Annotated in this window: 16 protein-coding genes; 14 read left to right on the forward strand and 2 right to left on the reverse strand. The window is 68.2% G+C overall.

From position 1 onward, the window contains the following. The first annotated feature begins 56 nt into the window (after positions 1 to 56). The 10 genes from dxr to ACXYX3_RS09425 all read left to right on the forward strand — a co-directional run bounded on the left by dxr (position 57) and on the right by ACXYX3_RS09425 (position 10,017). A complete protein-coding gene (gene dxr, locus ACXYX3_RS09380; RefSeq protein WP_374238338.1) occupies positions 57 to 1,214 on the forward strand; it encodes a 1-deoxy-D-xylulose-5-phosphate reductoisomerase in 1,158 nt (385 codons plus the stop codon). A 20-nt stretch (positions 1,215 to 1,234) separates the two neighbouring features. Then, a complete protein-coding gene (locus tag ACXYX3_RS09385) occupies positions 1,235 to 2,470 on the forward strand; it encodes a M50 family metallopeptidase (RefSeq protein WP_241204144.1) in 1,236 nt (411 codons plus the stop codon). 10 nt (positions 2,471 to 2,480) lie between these two features. Continuing rightward, complete coding sequence (gene ispG, locus ACXYX3_RS09390; protein ID WP_241204145.1) at positions 2,481 to 3,647, forward strand: flavodoxin-dependent (E)-4-hydroxy-3-methylbut-2-enyl-diphosphate synthase; 1,167 nt, start codon at positions 2,481 to 2,483, stop codon at positions 3,645 to 3,647. 50 nt (positions 3,648 to 3,697) lie between these two features. Then, a complete protein-coding gene (locus ACXYX3_RS09395) occupies positions 3,698 to 4,561 on the forward strand; it encodes a GNAT family N-acetyltransferase (protein WP_241204146.1) in 864 nt (287 codons plus the stop codon). Beyond that, positions 4,561 to 5,235, forward strand: coding sequence for a GNAT family N-acetyltransferase (locus ACXYX3_RS09400; protein ID WP_241204147.1), 675 nt, complete (start codon positions 4,561 to 4,563; stop codon positions 5,233 to 5,235). The genes ACXYX3_RS09395 and ACXYX3_RS09400 overlap by 1 nt, the downstream gene beginning before the upstream one ends. Positions 5,236 to 5,362: 127 nt before the next feature. Continuing rightward, positions 5,363 to 7,186, forward strand: coding sequence for a penicillin-binding transpeptidase domain-containing protein (locus ACXYX3_RS09405; protein WP_458611513.1), 1,824 nt, complete (start codon positions 5,363 to 5,365; stop codon positions 7,184 to 7,186). Positions 7,187 to 7,219: 33 nt separating this feature from the next. Further along, positions 7,220 to 7,798, forward strand: coding sequence for a DUF1707 SHOCT-like domain-containing protein (locus tag ACXYX3_RS09410; RefSeq protein WP_458611514.1), 579 nt, complete (start codon positions 7,220 to 7,222; stop codon positions 7,796 to 7,798). A gap of 52 nt (positions 7,799 to 7,850) precedes the next feature. After that, positions 7,851 to 8,708, forward strand: a complete 858-nt coding sequence (gene map, locus ACXYX3_RS09415) for a type I methionyl aminopeptidase (RefSeq protein WP_241204150.1) — start codon at positions 7,851 to 7,853, stop codon at positions 8,706 to 8,708. 20 nt (positions 8,709 to 8,728) lie between these two features. Beyond that, entirely contained in the window at positions 8,729 to 9,391 is a 663-nt protein-coding gene (locus tag ACXYX3_RS09420) for a hypothetical protein (RefSeq protein WP_241204151.1), read from the forward strand. A gap of 62 nt (positions 9,392 to 9,453) precedes the next feature. Further along, positions 9,454 to 10,017: an alpha/beta fold hydrolase gene (locus tag ACXYX3_RS09425; protein ID WP_241204152.1), complete on the forward strand. Its 564-nt coding sequence runs from the start codon at positions 9,454 to 9,456 to the stop codon at positions 10,015 to 10,017. 16 nt (positions 10,018 to 10,033) lie between these two features. Here ACXYX3_RS09425 and ACXYX3_RS09430 read toward each other — a convergent pair whose 3' ends face one another. Both ACXYX3_RS09430 and ACXYX3_RS09435 read right to left on the reverse strand, forming a co-directional pair. Next, positions 10,034 to 10,801, reverse strand: a complete 768-nt coding sequence (locus tag ACXYX3_RS09430) for an SDR family NAD(P)-dependent oxidoreductase (protein WP_458611515.1) — start codon at positions 10,799 to 10,801, stop codon at positions 10,034 to 10,036. Continuing rightward, positions 10,798 to 11,571 carry an IclR family transcriptional regulator gene (locus ACXYX3_RS09435; RefSeq protein WP_458611516.1) on the reverse strand — a complete coding sequence of 258 codons (774 nt, stop codon included), beginning with the start codon at positions 11,569 to 11,571 and terminating at the stop codon, positions 10,798 to 10,800. Before ACXYX3_RS09435 ends, ACXYX3_RS09430 begins: the two co-directional genes overlap by 4 nt. 152 nt (positions 11,572 to 11,723) lie before the next feature. Between ACXYX3_RS09435 and ACXYX3_RS09440 the strand changes: the two genes are divergently transcribed. The 4 genes from ACXYX3_RS09440 (at position 11,724) to ACXYX3_RS09455 (ending at position 16,303) form a co-directional block, all read left to right on the forward strand. Then, the gene (locus ACXYX3_RS09440) at positions 11,724 to 12,686 is read left to right on the forward strand and encodes a hypothetical protein (RefSeq protein WP_458611517.1); all 963 of its coding nucleotides are present in this window, start codon (positions 11,724 to 11,726) and stop codon (positions 12,684 to 12,686) included. 16 nt (positions 12,687 to 12,702) lie between these two features. After that, positions 12,703 to 13,638 (forward strand): acetaldehyde dehydrogenase (acetylating), encoded by a 936-nt coding sequence (locus tag ACXYX3_RS09445; protein ID WP_458611518.1) that lies wholly within the window; start codon positions 12,703 to 12,705, stop codon positions 13,636 to 13,638. A gap of 53 nt (positions 13,639 to 13,691) precedes the next feature. Continuing rightward, a complete protein-coding gene (gene dmpG / locus ACXYX3_RS09450; RefSeq protein ID WP_458612029.1) occupies positions 13,692 to 14,651 on the forward strand; it encodes a 4-hydroxy-2-oxovalerate aldolase in 960 nt (319 codons plus the stop codon). Between the two features lie 74 nt (positions 14,652 to 14,725). After that, positions 14,726 to 16,303 carry an APC family permease gene (locus ACXYX3_RS09455; protein ID WP_458611519.1) on the forward strand — a complete coding sequence of 526 codons (1,578 nt, stop codon included), beginning with the start codon at positions 14,726 to 14,728 and terminating at the stop codon, positions 16,301 to 16,303. Positions 16,304 to 16,358 lie beyond the last annotated feature (55 nt).

Genomic DNA, 16,358 nt, shown 5'->3' on the forward strand with positions numbered 1-16,358 from the left:
GCGTCACAGTCACCTCACAGGTCCGGGTGCGGTCTGCGGCACGGCACAATGAACCCGTGACGCGACGCGTTCTGATCCTCGGCAGCACCGGATCGATCGGCACCCAGGCCCTCGACGTGATCGCCGCCAACCCCGATCAGTTCGAGGTCGTCGGGCTGGCCGCCGGCGGCGGCAACCTGGATCTGCTCGCCGAGCAGCGGGCGCGCACGGGGGTCACCACCATCGCCGTCGCCGATCCCGCCGCGGCGGAGAGGCTCGGTGACGTCACCCACAGCGGGCCGGACGCGGTGACCCGCCTGGTGCGCGAGACCGAGGCCGACGTCGTACTCAACGCGCTCGTCGGTGCCCTGGGATTACAGCCGACGCTCGCGGCGCTGGAGACCGGCGCGCGACTGGCATTGGCCAACAAGGAATCCCTGGTGGCGGGAGGTCCGCTGGTGGTCAAGGCTGCCGCGCCCGGCCAGATCGTGCCGGTGGACTCCGAGCACTCGGCGCTGGCGCAGTGTTTGCGCGGAGGCGCCCCCGACGAAGTGGCGGCGCTGGTGCTCACCGCCTCGGGCGGTCCGTTCCGCGGCTGGTCGGCAGAGCAGCTCGAGTCGGTCACCCCGGAGCAGGCGGGGGCCCATCCGACCTGGTCCATGGGACCGATGAACACACTGAATTCGGCGTCGCTGGTGAACAAGGGGCTCGAGCTCATCGAGACACATCTGCTGTTCGGCATCGACTACGACCGCATCCAGGTGGTGGTCCATCCACAGTCGATCGTGCACTCGATGGTCACGTTCACCGACGGCTCGACGCTGGCGCAGGCCAGCCCGCCGGACATGAAGCTACCGATCGCCCTGGCATTGGGTTGGCCGGCCCGCGTCGCGGGAGCTGCCGCCGCCTGCGACTTCACCACGGCGTCGACCTGGGAGTTCGAGCCGCTCGACGACGACGTGTTCCCCGCCGTGCAGCTGGCCCGTGAGGCCGGCCGGCGGGGTGGTTGCCTGACCGCGGTGTACAACGCCGCCAACGAGGAAGCCGCCGCGGCGTTCCTCGACGGCAGGATCGGATTCCCGGCGATCGTGCGCACCATCGAGGCCGTGCTGCGCGCTGCCGACCAGTGGGCCGCCGAACCAGCTACCGTGGATGACGTCCTCGACGCGCAGGACTGGGCGCGGATGCGTGCCCGTCGCGCCGTCGAGCACGATTTCGCAGGTAGCAGGGACTAGCAGGAGTAGAGGCCCACCAGATGATGTTCGCGATCGGCATCGTGCTCTTCGCACTCGCCATCCTGCTGTCGGTGGCCCTGCACGAGTGCGGCCACATGTGGGTCGCCCGCGCGACCGGGATGAAGGTGCGCCGCTACTTCGTCGGCTTCGGGCCCACGCTGTGGTCCACCCGTCGCCCCAACCGGCTGGGCTCCACCGAGTACGGCGTCAAGGCGGTCCCGCTGGGCGGCTTCTGCGACATCGCCGGCATGACCTCGGTCGAGGAGCTCGACCCCGAGGATCGCCCGTATGCGATGTACCGGCAGAAGACGTGGAAACGCGTCGCGGTGCTCGCGGCCGGGCCGGGGATGAACTTCGTCATCGGCCTGGTGCTGATCTACGCGATCGCCGTCGTCTGGGGGCTGCCCAACCTGCATCAGCCCACCAACGCGATGGTGGGGCAGACTGCCTGCGTCAAAGACGAAGTGACACAGGGCAACCTGGGGGAGTGTGTTACGGCCAGTCCGGCCGCGGCGGCCGGCATCCAGGCCGGTGACGTCATCGTCGCCGTCGGTGGCACCCCGGTGGCCAACTTCGACGAGATGTCCACCGCCGTCCGGAAACTCAACGGTCCGACCCAACTCACCGTGCAACGCGACGAGAACGGGCAGACTCGCGAGTTCGTCACCACCGTCGACGTCACGCCGAGCCAGCGGTTCGTGGCCAAGGACGGCGCGGACCCGACGCCCACGCAGGTCGGCACAATCGGCGTCGCGGCGGCCAGCTTCGGTCCCACGCAGTACAACCCGCTCTCCGCGGTCCCGGCGACATTCGCGTTCACCGGGGACCTGGCCGTCGAGCTGGGCAAGTCGCTGGCCAAGATCCCGACCAAGGTCGGGGCGCTCGTGCAGTCCATCGGCGGTGGGGAACGGGACCCGGAAACCCCGATCAGCGTCGTGGGAGCCAGCATCATCGGTGGCGACACCGTCGAGGCGGGGCTGTGGGTGGCGTTCTGGTTCTTCCTCGCTCAGCTGAACTTCGTGCTCGGCGCGGTCAACCTGGTGCCGCTGCTGCCGTTCGACGGTGGCCACATCGCGATCGCACTGTATGAAAAGGTGCGCAATCTGTTCCGGTCCGCGCGCGGCAAAGTGGCCGCCGGACCGGTGAACTACCTCAAGCTGATGCCGGCCACCTACGTGGTGCTGGTGTTGGTGGTCGGCTACATGCTGCTGACCGTGACCGCCGACCTGGTCAACCCGATCAGGTTGTTCCAATAGGAAAGCTCTGATGACCTCCATCGGTTTAGGAATGCCGGCCGCGCCGGCGCCCGTTCTGGCCCCGCGTCGTCCCACCCGTCAGTTGATGGTGCGTGATGTCGGGGTCGGCAGTGACCATCCGATCTCGGTGCAGTCCATGTGCACCACCAAGACCCACGACATCAACGCCACGCTGCAGCAGATCGCCGAGCTGACCGCGTCGGGGTGCGACATCGTCCGGGTGGCGTGCCCTCGGCAGGAAGACGCCGATGCGCTGCCGGCGATCGCGAAGAAGTCGAAGATCCCGGTGATCGCCGACATCCATTTCCAGCCCAAGTACATCTTCGCCGCGATCGACGCGGGGTGTGCTGCGGTGCGGGTGAACCCTGGCAACATCAAGGAATTCGACGGGCGCGTCGCCGAGGTGGCCAAGGCCGCCGGCGATGCCGGCATCCCGATCCGCATCGGCGTCAACGCCGGTTCCCTGGACAAGCGGTTCCTGCAGAAGTACGGCAAGGCGACGCCCGAGGCGCTCGTGGAGTCCGCGCTGTGGGAGGCCTCGCTGTTCGAGGAGCACGGCTTCGGCAACATCAAGATCAGCGTCAAGCACAACGATCCCGTGGTGATGGTCGAGGCCTACCAGCAGCTCGCCGCCCAGTGTGACTATCCGCTGCACCTCGGTGTCACCGAAGCGGGGCCCGCTTTTCAGGGCACGATCAAGTCGGCCGTCGCCTTCGGGGCGCTGCTGTCCCAGGGGATCGGCGACACCATCCGGGTGTCGCTGTCGGCGCCGCCGGTCGAAGAGGTCAAGGTCGGCAATCAGATCCTCGAATCGTTGAACCTGCGGCCCCGTGGACTGGAGATCGTGTCCTGCCCGTCGTGCGGTCGTGCGCAGGTCGACGTCTACACCCTGGCCAACGAGGTCACCGCGGGCCTGGAAGGCATGGACGTTCCGCTGCGTGTCGCGGTGATGGGCTGTGTGGTCAACGGACCGGGCGAAGCACGCGAGGCCGACCTCGGGGTGGCATCCGGCAACGGCAAGGGCCAGATCTTCGTCAAGGGTGAGGTGATCAAGACGGTGCCCGAGGCGCAGATCGTCGAGACGCTCATCGAGGAGGCCATGAGGTTGGCGGCCGACATGGACACGTCGGAAGGTTCCGAGGATGCCAGCGGTTCACCGGTTGTGACCGTAAGCTGAGCGCAAGGTCCCGTTAGGGCTGCACAAGGGTCGTCGCAGAAAGAGTCCAGATGTCGGCTCCTCCGCTTTTTCGCCTCGTTGACGAGCGAAGGGTGTCGGTGGTGCGCGACATCCGGGACATGACCGCCGTCCGGCAGGTTCTCGACGACGATCCGGTGGCCTCGTGCATGGTCGCCTCCCGGGTCGCCGAACACGGCATCGAGCCGGCGGCCATCGGCGGCGAGCTGTGGACGAGGCGGCGTGCCAGCGAATCCCTCTGCTACGCCGGGGCCAATCTGATTCCGCTGCGCGGTGCAGCCGGTGATCTGAATGCGTTCGCGGACAAGGCGATGAGCACGTCGCGGAGGTGTTCGTCGCTGGTCGGGCGCGCGGAACTGGTGCTGCCGATGTGGCAGCGGCTCGAGCCGGTCTGGGGCCCGGCGCGCGACGTCCGAGCCCATCAGCCTCTGATGGCGCTCGCCACCGCCCCGGCCTGTGCAGTCGATCCCGCGGTCCGGCAGGTGCGCATGGACGAACTCGACGCCTACCTGGTCGCGGCGATCGACATGTTCATCGGCGAGGTCGGTATCGATCCCCGCATCGGTGACGGGGGCCGCGGGTACCGCCGTCGGGTCGCCGGACTGATCGCGGCGGGCCGGGCATGGGCACGTTTCGACCGGGGGCAGGTCGTCTACAAGGCGGAGGTGGGTTCGCAGTCGCCGGCCGTGGGGCAGATCCAGGGCGTGTGGGTGCATCCGGATCTGCGGGGCCGCGGTATCGGAACCGCGGGCACCGCCACCGTCGCGGCGGCCGTCGTGGCGAGCGGGCGCATCGCGAGCCTGTATGTGAACAGCTTCAACACGGTCGCGCGCGCCACCTACGCGCGGATCGGGTTCACCGAAGTCGCGTCTTTCGCCACGGTGTTGCTGGATTGATGCCCGATCAGGACGCGGCGCAGCGGACGATCATCGCCGATGCGATGGTGCGCGCATTGGAGCGTCGCCACGACGTGCTGGACGCGGTGGTGGCGTCCGAGGACTACGACGCCGCGATCGAAGCGCTGGAGGAACTGCTCGACACGAGTGCCGAGGCGGCCGAGGCCGTGCTGCGGTTGTCCTTCGACCGGCTGACCCGCGTGTCGCGGCGCCGGATCGCCGCGGAGCTGGACAGCCTGACGAGTCAGGTCTCGGAGAGCCCGGTCGAGCACGCGCCGGGGTCGGCCCGCCGGCTGCGGCTGCGGCCGTTCCGCGCGGACCTCGACGCCGACATCTTCGCCGCCCGCACCGGTGACGTCCGCGCTGCCGGCGACGGCACGGACTCGCCGCCGCGCGAGCTGGCCGACGAGATCCGCGACGCCGTGGCCCGGGTCGCGGCCGAGGAAGCGGCGTGGCTGGTCGCCGAGGTCGGCGGTGGCAAGGCCGGCACGGTCAAGGTCGGCATGGTGTTCGGTGAGCTGTGCGGCGGTGAGGTGGACGTGCGGATCTGGATTCACCCCGACCACCGCAAGCAGGGCTACGGCACGGCGGCGCTGAGGACCTCGCGTTCGGAGATGGCCGCGTATTTTCCCGCCGCGCCGCTCGTCGTGCGGGCCCCCGCCGCGGGCGCGTAATCCCCGCGCCGAATTCGACGAAATGGTCGATCTCTCTCGAACTTGTGCGCCCGAACGTCGGTTTGGGCGGTGACGCCGCGGTGCGCCTGCAGCGATATCGGATCGTGACTTCTTAACATCAGTCCCAATGGTCACAAGAGTCTCTTCCGCATCAATCACATCGCGTGTGGCGGCCGTCGTCACGGTCCTGACGGTGGTGCTGGCGTTGAGCGCATGCACACCGCGACCCGACGGCCCCGAGCCCACCGCCGAAGCGTTCTTCGCGGCGCTGGCCACCGGCGACACCAGCGCCGCGGCCGCGCTGGCCGACCATCCCGACGCGGCCCGCGAAGCACTCAACGAAGCGTGGGCGGGTCTGCAGGCCAAGGCTCTCGACGCCCAGATATTGAGCGCCAAGTACGCCGAGGACACCGGCAGCATCACCTACCGCTACACCTGGCATCTGCCCAAGGACCGGAGCTGGACCTACGACGGGCAGCTCAACATGATCCGCGAGGAGGGCCGCTGGCAAGTGCGCTGGTCGGCCACCGGCCTGCATCCGCGCCTCGGCGAGAACCAGACGCTGGCGCTGCGCGCCGAGGCTCCGCCGCGGGCATCGGTCAACGAGCGCAGCGGCACCACCGTGCTGGTGCCCGGCTTCCGCTACGGCTTCGCGCTGGACGCCAAAGCCGCCGGCGAGCAGCTGATGCCGACCGCGCGGGCAGTCGCCGACGCGCTGCGCCGCTTCGACAACACCCTCGATCCCCAGCGCCTCGCCGAGCAGGCCAGCTCGACGGCCGGGCCGCTCAACCTGATGACACTGCGCCAGGCCGACCGCGACGCCGTCGCCGGCGCGATCGGCGCGCTACCCGGAGTGGTGATCACTCCCCAGCCCGAGATGGTGCCCACCGACGAGCATTTCGCGCCGGCACTGATCAACGAGGTGAAGAAGACCGTCTCCGACGAACTCGACGGCGCGCCGGGGTGGCGCGTCGTCACGGTCAACCAGAACGGCGTGGACGTCGACGTGCTCAACGAAGTGGCGGGTACACCCGCCCCGTCGATCACCATCAGCCTGGACCGGTCGGTGCAGAACGCGGCGCAGAACGCCGTGGACGTCACCGGCAAACAGGCCATGATCGTGGTCATCAAGCCGTCGACGGGCGAGATCCTCGCCGTGGCCCAGAACAGCGCCGCCGATCAGGAGGGCCCGCTCGCCACGATGGGTCTCTACCCGCCGGGATCGACGTTCAAGATCGTCACCGCGGGCGCCGCGATCGAGCGCGACATGGCCACTCCGAACACGCTGCTCGGATGCCCGGGCCACCTCGACATCGGACATCGCACGGTGCCCAACTACGGCGGATTCGACCTGGGCACCGTCCCGATGTCGCGGGCGTTCGCCAGCTCCTGCAACACGACGTTCGCCGAACTGGCCAGCCGCATGCCGCCGCGTGGGCTCACCCAGGCCGCGTCCCAGTACGGCATCGGGCCGGACTACAAGATCGCCGGATTGTCCACCGTCAGCGGCTCGGTGCCGCCCACGGTCAATCTCACCGAGCGCACCGAGGACGGCTTCGGCCAGGGCAAGGTCCTTGTCAGTCCGTTCGGCATGGCGCTGGCCGCCGCGACCGTCGCGGCCGGTCACACCCCGGTGCCGCAGCTGATCGAAGGGCGCGAAACCGAGATCAGCGGCGACCGGCAGCCGATTCCGTCCGACGTGGTCGACAACCTGCGGCCGATGATGCGACTGGTCGTCACCAACGGAACCGCCAAGGACCTACAGGGCGCGGGCGATGTACGGGGCAAGACCGGGGAAGCCGAGTTCGCCGGCGGCTCGCATTCCTGGTTCACCGGGTACCGCGGCGACATGGCTTTCTCGGCGCTGATCGTCGGCGGCGGGAGCTCGGAGTACGCGGTGCGCATGCTCAAGGGCATGCTGGACTCTCTGCCGCCCGACTACCAGGCCTGACGGGCGGCGGCCCGGCGGTACGGTGGAACCGTCATGACCGATATCGAGATGCGGATCTCCGATGCCGACCGCAACGGCACCCTGCGCCGCCTGCACAACGCCGTCGCGCTCGGCCTGATCGACATCGCCGAGTTCGAGGAGCGCTCGGCGATGGTGTCGCGGGCGCGGTTGCCGTCCGACCTCGACGCCCTCGTCGGTGATCTGCCCGGCCCCGGCGCGATCGTGGCCTCGGCCGCCGACCGCGTGGAGCTGCGCGGGGTGTTCGGCTCGCTCAAGCGGCAGGGCGAATGGGTGGTGCCGACCCGGCTGGCGCTGTACCGCCGCATGGGCTCGGTGGAGCTCGACCTCACCAGGGCGCGGTTCGCCGGACCGATCGTGATCATCGAACTCGACATGAAGTTCGGCGGTTTGGAGCTGCGGCTGCCCGACGGCGCCAGTGCCTCCATCGACGACGTCGAGGTCAACGTCGGCAGTGCCACTGATCATCGCAAAGAAGCGCCGGCGGAAGGCAATCCGCATGTCGTGCTGACCGGCAAGGTGGTGTGCGGGTCGGTCGACATCCGCGGCCCGCAGAAATCGTGGCGGGTCGGTCTGCCCCGGCGTGGCCACTGATCAGCTGACCGCTGCACCGTCGAGGGCGAGCCCGGCGACTACCATCGACCTCATGTCTGTCCGGACCGCCCTGCGCCCCGGCACCGTCTCTCCGACGCTGCCGGTGCCCCCGTCGATTCCCCGCCCCGAGTACGCCTGGAAGCCGACCGCGCAGGAGGGCAGCGAACCATGGGTGCAGACGCCCGAGGTGATCGAGAAGATGCGGGTGGCCGGCCGGATCGCCGCCGGTGCGCTCGCCGCCGCCGGTGAGGCTGTCGCACCGGGGGTGACCACCGACCAGCTGGACCGGATCGCTCACGAGTACATGATCGACCACGGCGCGTACCCGTCGACGCTGGGTTACAAGGGCTACCCGAAGTCGTGCTGCACCTCGGTCAACGAGGTCATCTGCCACGGCATCCCGGATTCGACGGTGCTCGAGGACGGCGACATCGTCAACATCGACGTGACCGCCTACATCGACGGCGTGCACGGTGACACCAACGCGACGTTCCTGGCCGGCAACGTCTCCGAGGAGCACCGGTTGCTGGTCGAGCGCACCCACGAGGCGACCATGCGTGCGATCAAGGCGGTCAAGCCCGGTCGTGCCCTGTCGGTGATCGGGCGGGTCATCGAGGCCTACGCGAATCGGTTCGGCTACAACGTCGTTCGTGACTTCACCGGGCACGGCATCGGAACCACCTTCCACAACGGCCTGGTCGTGCTGCACTACGACCAGCCCTCCGTGCAGACCGTCATCGAGCCGGGCATGACGTTCACCATCGAACCGATGATCAACCTCGGCTCGCTGGACTACGAGATCTGGGACGACGACTGGACCGTCGCGACCACCGACAAGAAGTGGACCGCGCAGTTCGAGCACACGCTGGTGGTCACCGACTCCGGCGCGGAGATCCTCACGCAGGTCTGAGGCGTCGGTAGCCTGATGCCATGACCTGGCGTGCCGGCTTCGCGACCGTGGTCGCGCTGTTGCTGGTGGGTGGCTGCGCGCCGACGGTGACCGGGACGGCGACGTGGCCGGGAGCACGGCTGGACCGGGCGCTGCTCACCGCCGCCGACTTCCCTCCCGGTGTGCACTACGAGCGCATCGACAAGGACCCCGGCGCGGCGGACGGGGCGGGCGGTCCACCGCCGATGCTGTCGAAGCCCGAGGGCTGCACCGACGGCTTGACGCGGGACATCGCGGCGACGGCCGAGCGTGGGCCCGGCAGCGCCGCCGAATACGTGGCGGCCTACAACGGGGCGCGCATGGTCATCACGGTGCTGACGTGGCCGCTCGATCTGGCTCGGCTCGCCGCCACCGCCGAGCGCTGCGCGACCTTCGAGACATTTTTCGCTCCCAGCGATCCGGGTATTCCGATGACCACCACCCGCCTGCAGACCGACCGCACCGACGCTCTTGTCTACGAGCAGACGATGCACCTCGCCGGCGCCGACAGCACCGTCTACTTCTCGTTCGAGAACCTGGGTGCCACAGCGGTTTTCGGGATCGCGTTCCCGACGCGCGATCCGTCGATCCCGGCCGAGGGCACGTTGCCGCAGACCTTCCTGGACACGGTCGACCGGCAGGCCCAGCGCGCCGCGGCGGCATGACGCATCGGTCAACCGCAGGCAAATCGGCCCGCCGACTCAGGTGTGGACGGTAGCGTGGCGCAATGCCCGCTCCCATGATCACCGTCGACGGCGTCGGGGTGCCCGTCGAGGTCGCCGGTCCCGAGAACGGCTCGGTCGTGGTGTTGCTCGGCGCTGCCCAGAAAGCGCCCGCCGCATACGAAGCCGTGTGCCAGCGGCTGCACACCGCGTCGTTGCGCACGGTGGTCATCGGGCCCGACCCCCGGCTCACGGCGAAGTCGGTGATCGACATCCTGGACAAGCTCGACGTGCGGTGGGCGCTGCTGGTGGGGGACAGGCTCGGGGGTGAACTGGCCTGGGAGCTGGCCGCGACGCGGCTGGACCGCTTCATCGGTCTCGTCGTCATCGACCGCGGTCATCCCCGGGTGCCCGATCTGACGGGCGCCGTGCGTGACGACAGCTGTCCGCCGGTCGAACTCAACACGACCGCATTGGTGAGCACCCCGGCGGCGCGGGCGGTGGCGAAGGCGAGTCAGCGTTTCGTCTACGGGGAGTACCGGATCGTCGATCTCCTGGGCCGCAAGCAGGCCGCCGACTCGACCGCGCAGCTCGCGGCCGAGATCGTGATGCGCACCAGCACCTGGTGACGCCCGCGAGCGCCTGTCACCGTGCGGTGTAGCCCCCGTCCACGGCGATCGTGGTCCCCGTGACATACCGTGCGTCGTCCGAGGCGAGGTAGGCCACGGCGGCCGCCACATCCTCCGGAGTTGCCAAGCGGTGCAACGGGATATCGGCCAACACCTCGGCCGCGGTGGTCTCCCGGCCTGGAATGCGGGCGAGCCAGTCGTCGTAGAGGGGGGTGCGGGTCATCCCGGGCGCGACGTCGTTGACGCGAATTCCACGCGTAGCGAGTTCGACCGCGACCGAGCGCGTCAACGCGTGAATCGCGCCCTTGGACGCCGCGTAGATCCCCATGGTCGGCACGCCGACGGTCGCCAGCCTCGACGTCACGTTGACCATCGCCGCGCCGGACCGCATGACGCGCGCCGCGCTCTGCATCATCGCGATGGTGGAGAACGTGTTCACCTCGAACACCCGGCGGACGGAGTCCATGGAGCTCGTCGCGAAGTCGCCGGTGTGGTCGAGACCCGCGTTGTTGACGAGCACATCCAATGCGCCGAACGACTCGAGACAGGCGTCCGCGAGCTGGTCGGCGGTCTCGGGGGCGGTGAGATCCGCGGCGACGAAAACGATTCTCTCGCCCAGAGATTCGACGAGTTCGCGGCCACGCCTTCGGTCACGGCCGGTGGCCAGGAGCTGCGCGCCCTCGGCATGGAGCCGCGCTGCGATCGCCGGCCCGATGCCCGATGTCGCTCCGGTGACCACGGCTGCGCGCCCGTCGAACCGGCCCGGCGCCTGCGAGGCCGTCACGGCAGCTTCTTGGCGATCTCCTGCGCCCCCGCGATCACCTGGGCGCCGGCATGCTCGAGGCTCTCCGGGGTCAACCGGTGCGTCAGGAAGCTGATGCTGAGTGCGTAGCGCGACGCACCGCCGTCGGAGGTGGGGATCGCCGCGGCCACGCACGTCAGCTCCTCCGCGGCCTCCTCCCGGTCCACCGCGAACCCCTGCTTGCGGATCTCCTTGATCTCCGCGTCCATCTTCTTCATGGTGGTGATCGTGTGGGGCGTGAGCTCCGGAAGGCCCGTCGAGGCGACGATGTCGCGCCAGACACTGTCGGGCATGGTGGCCAGAAGAGCCTTTCCCAGCGCGGAGGCATGCCAGGGATCGGACTGCCCGACATCGCTGACCTTCTTGACCGCGCGCCGACCCTCGACCACCTCGAGGATGACCACGCTGCGCTCCTTGTGCGCCGCGAAGTTCACGGTCTCGTTGAACTCGTGCATCAACCGCTCCATGGTCGGCAGGACCACCTCGGAGGGCACCTGGCCGGAGAACGCGCGCTGCCCCAGCCGGAACACCTCCCAGCCGAGCCGGTACTGGGTGGCGTTGAAGCGTTCGATGTAACCCAGTGCCGCGAGGCTGTTCAGATACCGCAGCACCGTGGCCTCGTTGAGCTCGGTCCGACGCGAAATCTCGGTCAGATTACCGACATTCGCGTCGGCCACCGCGCTGAGCACCCGCGCCGTGCGCTCGACGCCGATCAGGGTCGAGCTCTTCTCCGGACGATCCTCCGTTTTCACCCAGTGAAGGCTACCAGCGCCCAGTGCCGGCACGCCGATGGTGCGTCCTGTTGACGGAGCAGTGGGCCTGGGTTAGATTTCATTCAGCGCATAATAGTTTCACTGAATGAAATACGGCGCCATCATCGATCCAGGTTCGAGAAGGAGACGCAATGCCCACCGCAGCCGACAGCCGCTCATCGAGGGTCGACGGGGCCGCCATCCTGGCGTCCCAAGGCCTTCTGTCGGCCGATGACTACTCGCTTGCCACGTCGACCAAGTCATTCGACGACGGCGGCCAGTATCGACTCGAAATCTCTGGTGTAGAACGTCTTTCGACGCTGCAGGTGATGCTGGACGAGGCCGCGAAGCAGGATGTCTTCATCCACCGCGTGATCGCCTTCGGCGGCGGCACCACGCTGCTCAACACCAGTGAACTCAGCGATGTTGCCGCGTTGGCCGCCGAGAACCACATCGAGCTCATCGCCGTTCCCGGCCCGCGTACCGGGTGGGATCTCGGCCGGCAGGCACTGAGCACCGAGGGGACGGCCGGCGGCCGCCGCGTCCGCGGTCTGGACAACGTGCGCTACTTGCTCGACGACTACCTGCGGATGTTCTCCACCGGCATCCGCGGTGTCCTGGTGTGGGACGAAGGGGTCCTCGACATCCTGAACAAGGCGCGCGACGCCGGACACATCCCGGCCGACGCCAAGTTCAAGATCTCGGTCTACGCCGGACATGCCAACCCGGCCTCGATCCGGATACTCCAGGATCTCGGTGCAGACAGCGTGAATCCGGTGGGTGACCTCAGTCGCCCGATGCTCGCTGCGATCCGCCGCTCTGTCGATGTGCCGCTGGACGTCTGGGCCGAGACGTTCGAATCGTTCGGAGGAATGAATCGGCTGTGGGAGGCCGGTGACATCGCCCGCGTCGCGGGTCCCGTCTACTTCAAGATCGAGCCGGGCGAATCCGAAGCCGTCATGTACAACGGCTGGGTGCGGCCCGAGTTCCACGAGGAACTCATCCGCCACAAGGTGCGCCACGCAGCGATTCTCAACGAGCTCGCCCGCTCGAGCGCTCCGGACGTCGTCGTCTCCCCGCAACCGCGCGCGGCCAGTCCCGCACTCGCCAACTGAGTCGACGAGCAGACACATGGGACACCACGCCGCCGTCATCGGCTCGGGCAACATCGGCACCGACCTGATGTACAAACTGCGCAGATCGACGATGCTCGACATCGCCGCGATGGTCGGGATCGACCCGGACAGCGACGGTCTGGCCCGCGCGGCCGCACTCGGGGTGCCGGTGACGGCGGCTGGGGTGGACGGACTACTGGCGATGCCTGCCTTCGACGACGTCGACGTCGTCTTCGACGCCACCAGTGCCGCAGCTCATCGTCACAACGACGCCGCGCTGAGCGCGACCGGTCGCCTGGTCGTGGACCTGACCCCGGCGGCCATCGGGCCCTTCGTCGTACCAGCTGTCAACATGGCCGACCTGACCGGGCAGCGCAACCTCAACATGGTGACCTGTGGTGGCCAGGCGACGGTCCCGATCGTGGGTGCGCTGTCGTCGGTGACCCGGGTGCACTACGCGGAGATCGTGGCCTCCATCTCGTCTCGCTCGGCGGGCCCCGGCACCCGCGCCAACATCGACGAATTCACGCAGACTACTGCGCGGGCGCTCGAGACGGTGGGCGGCGCGGCCCGCGGCAAGGCGATCATCATCCTCAATCCCGCGGAACCGCCGATGATCATGCGTGACACTGTCAGCGCGTTGGTGTCGGCTGTCGACGAGACGGTGATCGCCAGCGCGGTGGGGGACATGGTCGACGCGGTGGCCCAGTACGTTCCCGGCTACCGGCTGCGTCAGAAGGTGCGGTATTCGCCGGTACCGCAGCATGATCGGCGCCGACGGCTCATCGACACGGCGGTGGACGTGGCTCAGGTGACGGTATTCCTCGAGGTGGAGGGTGCTGGGGACTATCTGCCTGCCTATGCGGGCAATCTCGACATCATGACCGCCGCTGCGGTCCGGGTCGCCGAGCAGGCCGTCATGGCGGGGCAGTCCGAAAGTGTTGCACGGTGAACACCGATCGACCCACCGAGATCTACGTCCAGGACGTGACGTTGCGCGACGGCATGCACGCCGTCGGCCATTCGCTGGGCCTGTCCGACACCCGCCGCATCGCCCGCGCACTGGATCAGGCGGGCGTGGCCGCCATCGAGATCGCGCACGGTGACGGCCTGGCCGGCGGCAGCCTCACCTACGGGGCCGGGGCGCACGAGGACCGCGAGTGGATCGCGGCGGCCGCCAACGTCATCCGCACCGCGCGGCTCACCACGCTGCTCATCCCCGGTATCGGGACGCTCGACGATCTGCGCGCTGCTGTCGACGTCGGCGTCACGTCGGTGCGGATCGCCACCCACTGCACCGAAGCCGACATCGCGCGCCAGCACATCTCGACCGCACGCAGCCTCGGCCTCGACGTGGCGGGTTTCCTGATGATGTCCCACCTCACCGATCCCGATCATCTGGCGGCGCAGGCCAAGGTCATGGAGGAGGCCGGCGCGCTGTGCGTCTACGTCACCGACTCCGGTGGCCGGCTCACGATGACCGACATGCGCGACCGCGTTCGTGCCTACCGTGATGTGCTCGCGCCCACCACGACGATCGGGGTGCACGCTCATCACAACCTGGCGCTCGGTGTCGCCAATTCCGTTGTCGCAGTGGAAGAAGGAGTGCACCGCGTCGACGCGTCGCTGACCGGTCTGGGCGCCGGTGCCGGGAACTGCCCCCTCGAGGCTTTCGTCGCGGTCGCCGAACTCCACGGCTGGGCGCACGGCTGCGACCTGTTCGCGCTGATGGACGCCGCCGAGGATCTGGTCCGGCCGCTGCAGAAGCGCCCCGTGCGGGTCGACCGGGAAACCCTCACCCTCGGGTACGCGGGGGTGTACTCCAGCTTTCTGCTGCACGCCGAGCGCATCGCCGCCGAGGTCGATGTCGACACACGCGACCTGCTCGTCGAAGCCGGCCGCCGTTCGATGGTGGGCGGCCAAGAAGATCTGCTCATCGACCTCGCGCTGGATCTGAGGGGGTGAACAGTGATCATCCGATGCGTTCGACCGTTTCCGGTTCGGCGCCTGGACACGAAGTGCCCTTGTCAGAAAACATCGTGAACCACGAGAGACGGACCACCATGGAGAACATCCCCACCCTGTCGCCACCCCAGCGGCGGCTCGGCCTGCGCCGGCCCGCCAACCCGACCGCCGCCGATCCGGCCGGCAGTCGGCGCCTCAACCACGGGCTGAAGAAGAACAGCCTCGGGGTTCCGAGCATCTTCTTCTACATCATCGCCGCCGCATCGCCGCTGACTGTCGTCGTCGCGCTTTACCCGATCATCATCGGCGCGGGCAACGGCATCGGCATGCCCGGTGCGTTCGTGATCGCCGCGGTCGTGCTGATGATCTTCGCCGTCGGTTATGTGGCGATGAGCCGCCACGTCACCAACGCCGGCGCCTTCTACGCCTACGTCACGCTGGGGTTGGGCCGGATCACCGGACTGGGCTCGGCCTCGCTGGCCATCTTCGCCTACAACGCCATTCAAGCCGGCTTGTACGGTGGATTCGGGTACTACGCGAGCGAGTTGCTCAATCCTGTTCTCGGCGTGACCATCCCGTGGTGGGTGTACGCATTCGTCGGACTGCTCGCGTGTCTCGGCCTGGGAGTACAAGGGGTGCACTCCGGTGCCAAGGTGCTCGGCGTGTTCATGACCCTCGAGGTCACGATGATCACCGTGCTGAGTGTGTGCAGCCTGTTCGGCGGCAATGAGCCGGTCTCGGAGTTCTCCCTGGAGCCCTTCGCGCCGAGTGCCGTGCTCGGCGGCGCACTCGGGGTGGCGTTGATGTTCGCCCACGCCTCGTTCATCGGTTTCGAGGGATCGGCCATCTACGGCGAGGAGGCGCGCGACCCCGCCCGCACGATTCCGCGAGCCACCTATCTGTCGATCGCGTTCATGGGCACCCTCTATGCGATCTCCGGCTGGCTCATCATGAACGCACTGGGTCTGGACAAGGTGGTCTCGATCGCGACCGACACCGGCGGCAACTTCATCTTCGCCGCCAGCGACACCATCATCGGCCACAACATCTCTCTTCTGTTCCAGATCCTCATCGTCACAGCGACATTCGCGGCGATCGTGACCTTCCACAACAACGTCTCGCGATACCTGTTCTCTCTGGGCCGCCAGGGTCTGGTGTGGAAACCGCTGGGCTGGACACTGCCGCGCCGCCAGACGCCGTGGGTCGCCTCGATCGTCCAGAGCGCGATGGTGGGCATCGTCATCGTCGCGTTCGCCGTCGCCGGCCTGGACCCGTTCGCCACCCTGTTCACCTGGGCGACGGGGATCGGCACCATCGGGGTGATCTTCTCCCAGCTGGTCGCCGGGGTCGCGATCTTCGTGTTCTTCCGGAAGTCCGACGTCGACAAGCGCCGGTGGAACACCGTGATCGCGCCGATCCTGGCGGTCATCGGGCTGGCCGCCTTCTTCGTCCTGACGCTCAACAGCCTCGACATTCTGCTGGGTGTGCAGGGCGCGATGGCGGCGGTCATGGTCTCGCTGGTGTTCGTCGCACTCTTCGCCGGGATGGCCTACGGCGCCTACCTGCGGTTCGTCGCACCCGAGCGGTATGAGCTCGTCGGCAAAGCCCTCAATGAACGTCAGTTGGACGAGCCGGCCCCCGAGGCGATGTAGGTCGAAGTTCTCGAAGGTGCGCGCGGCGGCGGATCGTTGGGTACGTTTGTCCTCA

This window comes from Mycobacterium sp. Panama NTM2, from assembly GCF_054355555.1.

What these genes read in the sequence shown, in the direction of transcription:
- ACXYX3_RS09385 (WP_241204144.1), top strand. Translation starts at nt 1,235, where the DNA reads ATGATGTTCGCGATCGGCATCGTGCTCTTCGCACTCGCCATCCTGCTG.
- ispG (WP_241204145.1), top strand. Translation starts at nt 2,481, where the DNA reads ATGACCTCCATCGGTTTAGGAATGCCGGCCGCGCCGGCGCCCGTTCTG.
- ACXYX3_RS09395 (WP_241204146.1), top strand. Translation starts at nt 3,698, where the DNA reads ATGTCGGCTCCTCCGCTTTTTCGCCTCGTTGACGAGCGAAGGGTGTCG.
- ACXYX3_RS09400 (WP_241204147.1), top strand. Translation starts at nt 4,561, where the DNA reads ATGCCCGATCAGGACGCGGCGCAGCGGACGATCATCGCCGATGCGATG.
- ACXYX3_RS09405 (WP_458611513.1), top strand. Translation starts at nt 5,363, where the DNA reads ATGGTCACAAGAGTCTCTTCCGCATCAATCACATCGCGTGTGGCGGCC.
- ACXYX3_RS09410 (WP_458611514.1), top strand. Translation starts at nt 7,220, where the DNA reads ATGACCGATATCGAGATGCGGATCTCCGATGCCGACCGCAACGGCACC.
- map (WP_241204150.1), top strand. Translation starts at nt 7,851, where the DNA reads ATGTCTGTCCGGACCGCCCTGCGCCCCGGCACCGTCTCTCCGACGCTG.
- ACXYX3_RS09420 (WP_241204151.1), top strand. Translation starts at nt 8,729, where the DNA reads ATGACCTGGCGTGCCGGCTTCGCGACCGTGGTCGCGCTGTTGCTGGTG.
- ACXYX3_RS09425 (WP_241204152.1), top strand. Translation starts at nt 9,454, where the DNA reads ATGCCCGCTCCCATGATCACCGTCGACGGCGTCGGGGTGCCCGTCGAG.
- ACXYX3_RS09440 (WP_458611517.1), top strand. Translation starts at nt 11,724, where the DNA reads ATGCCCACCGCAGCCGACAGCCGCTCATCGAGGGTCGACGGGGCCGCC.
- ACXYX3_RS09445 (WP_458611518.1), top strand. Translation starts at nt 12,703, where the DNA reads ATGGGACACCACGCCGCCGTCATCGGCTCGGGCAACATCGGCACCGAC.
- dmpG (WP_458612029.1), top strand. Translation starts at nt 13,692, where the DNA reads ATGCACGCCGTCGGCCATTCGCTGGGCCTGTCCGACACCCGCCGCATC.